Genomic DNA, 2,390 nt, shown 5'->3' on the forward strand with positions numbered 1-2,390 from the left:
CGGTGACGGCTGGTGTTTTGGTCGACTTCAGACGATACCGCCGGTCTCCCGCTGCCGCCACCTCCGCAGGAGCCGCCGGCCCTGGTCCAGCCCACCCGTGCACAGCGCCCGGCCTCAGGCAAAAATGGCCAAAGTCGAGGATAAGTGTAATTATCTGTTTTTTAGGGCTTCAGAAATTATTTTGAGTTTACGTATATTTTCTTCATGTGCATCAGCGCTTCTGGCATGTGCATCAGCGCTTCTGGACTTTTCATCAGCGCTTCTGGTAATTTTCTCTTTTAATTCCTTTAGGTACTTATTTTTTTCTCTAGCGCTACATAGAACCTCCCTCCCAGATAATTTTGAATCACCATCACTATCACATTTTTGAATTATTTGGCGTTGCTGCTCAGGTGTAATATATTTATCAGTCTCCGAGGCAATGCCAAGACTCGTAGAACTAGCTAAAACAACTGCAACGAACGTTTTTATTGCTTCTCGCTTCTTCGACGCCGAATTTTCATGTGCGTCTTCATTTTGAGAACTTGATGCTTTGTTATTCGCCATAATCAATTCTTCTTTGTTGGAGTTACGGGATCAAGGCAATTTTTTCTAATAAGCCAAGGGAATCTCACCACCTCAGCCTAACGGGATTTCTGCCGGCTGCATAACTCGGTAACAGCGGACAAGACCGGCCAACTGGCCGCATATCTTGTTAACCGAGGAGAAAAGCGGCGCCCGGCCGACCTGCACCCGAGGTGCTATGGGTGTCCGTATGTCCGTATGCTGATCAATGCTACCCCTGTCAAGGTCCGCGTCTGGGACATCGCTGCCGCCGCTTGACAGCCGGCTGCGACTAGGCCGGTGGCTGCAACGGGAACCACATTTTTTTCATAGTAGTCGGGAGGGAGGCAGCTATTCTGTGACCTGCCCCATAGTCTTCGGACCTCACGCTACGCGAGGCGTCTCCGCCCTTGGCTCGGCGCCCTTAGCCGCGAAGCGATCGGGTCGCCGTGTCGCCTTTCCGCCGGGCCGTATGGATGACCGCCGGTCCCCTGCCCGAACCCAATCCGATCCGCACACCTCTGTCCGTGCACCCCCGGCCATCATCCCCATGGCACCGAGCGCCAGAGCCCCACCCCCAGACCGATATCATTCCTGTGATCCAGCCGGATTAGCGCCCGCCTGCCGTCCCCCGGCGCGCGGGCGTTGCATGTACGCGAACCCGCGCCGTCGGCCACGTGATGGGCGCGATCCAAACGAAAAACGTGGCACCCCTGATAGCGGCAAGTCCAGTTGCTGCCCGGTCGCAGCGGCAGGCGGCTTGCCCAGCGCGGCCTCAATGGCTGGCTGATTCGGGAAGAACACCTTGTCCGCCAGAGACCGCGGGCAACCCATATAGAGGCCATCGTTGTGATTGAAGGTCGGCCACTCGCCGGCCTGGCGCCACGGGAGCGATCCAATACGGCGCCATTGATACTCGGTACAGCGTCCGTCCAAGACGCTGGGGCGCACGATCACGCGCCACTCGTTCTCCCCGATCACCGCCGGCGCTGAGCCGAACAGCGCGTCATTGGGCAATGCCGGTTCCGCTTTCCAGGGATTGCGGGGCAATGTCCGGGCGGCCACGGCCTGCAGCAACTGCGCTTGAATAGCGGCCAGCACCTTCGGCTTGGTCTGCTCGAAAGCCACCCGGAAACCCGCATTCAATAGCACCTCGCGCAGGACATTGACCGGAAGGCATACCAACGCATCGAGTGCCCCCTTGAGATGACCGTCCGTGACGGACGCCGAAAAGCGTTCTACCGGCGTCGCCGGTCGTGGTGTGCCGCTCATATCAACCGCTGCCATAAAGAAGGAAGAAATCATGGGGGGTAGCCTAGCAAGGGTGGCGGAAAACGTAAAACGGAGAGTAATAAATAAATATCACTCTTGACGAAATAAAGCGGGTGGCTATAATGGCGCTTATAGTGGATCGGTGGCAGTCAATGAGCGCATTCGAAAATCAACTTGCAGCGCGTGGAACAGAAGCCAGTAGGCGCGGGGGATGGCCGCAATGAAACGGTGCCAACAAGCGCATCAGTTGCTTGGGAAAGCGCAAACGCCGTGAATCACAACCGTGGAACACGTCAAAGCCACGAATCATCGAAAGACCGACAGGGGCCGTTATGCAAACCCAACCCGTCATCCCACAAGCCGCCGTGGCGATACCGTCCGCCGAGGACGGTCAACTCGCCTGGTTGCCCGTCAGCGTGATTGCGCCCCGTGCGGGGCATAATCCCCAGCGTCATTTCGATGTGGCCAGGATGCGTGAACTGGTCGAGTCGATCCGCGGGCAGGGCGTCATCCAGCCCATCGTGGTGCGCGCCATCGATGACGGGCGTTACCAGATCATCGCCGGTGAACGGCGC

At 57.5% G+C, this 2,390-nt stretch carries 3 protein-coding genes; 1 reads left to right on the forward strand and 2 read right to left on the reverse strand.

What is annotated here, in order from left to right:
- Positions 1-150 precede the first annotated feature (150 nt).
- Entirely contained in the window at positions 151-546 is a 396-nt protein-coding gene (locus QZY03_RS12640; RefSeq protein WP_295581524.1) for a hypothetical protein, read from the reverse strand.
- A 585-nt stretch (positions 547-1,131) separates the two neighbouring features.
- Positions 1,132-1,815 carry a hypothetical protein gene (locus QZY03_RS12645; RefSeq protein WP_295581526.1) on the reverse strand — a complete coding sequence of 228 codons (684 nt, stop codon included), beginning with the start codon at positions 1,813-1,815 and terminating at the stop codon, positions 1,132-1,134.
- A 332-nt stretch (positions 1,816-2,147) separates the two neighbouring features.
- Here QZY03_RS12645 and QZY03_RS12650 point away from each other — a divergent pair.
- Positions 2,148-2,390: ParB N-terminal domain-containing protein (locus QZY03_RS12650; protein ID WP_295581528.1), on the forward strand; the 243-nt coding region annotated here is incomplete at its 3' end.

Origin of the sequence: uncultured Lamprocystis sp., assembly GCF_903933125.1 — a bacterium.
Classification (GTDB): Bacteria; Pseudomonadota; Gammaproteobacteria; order Chromatiales; family Chromatiaceae; genus Thiodictyon.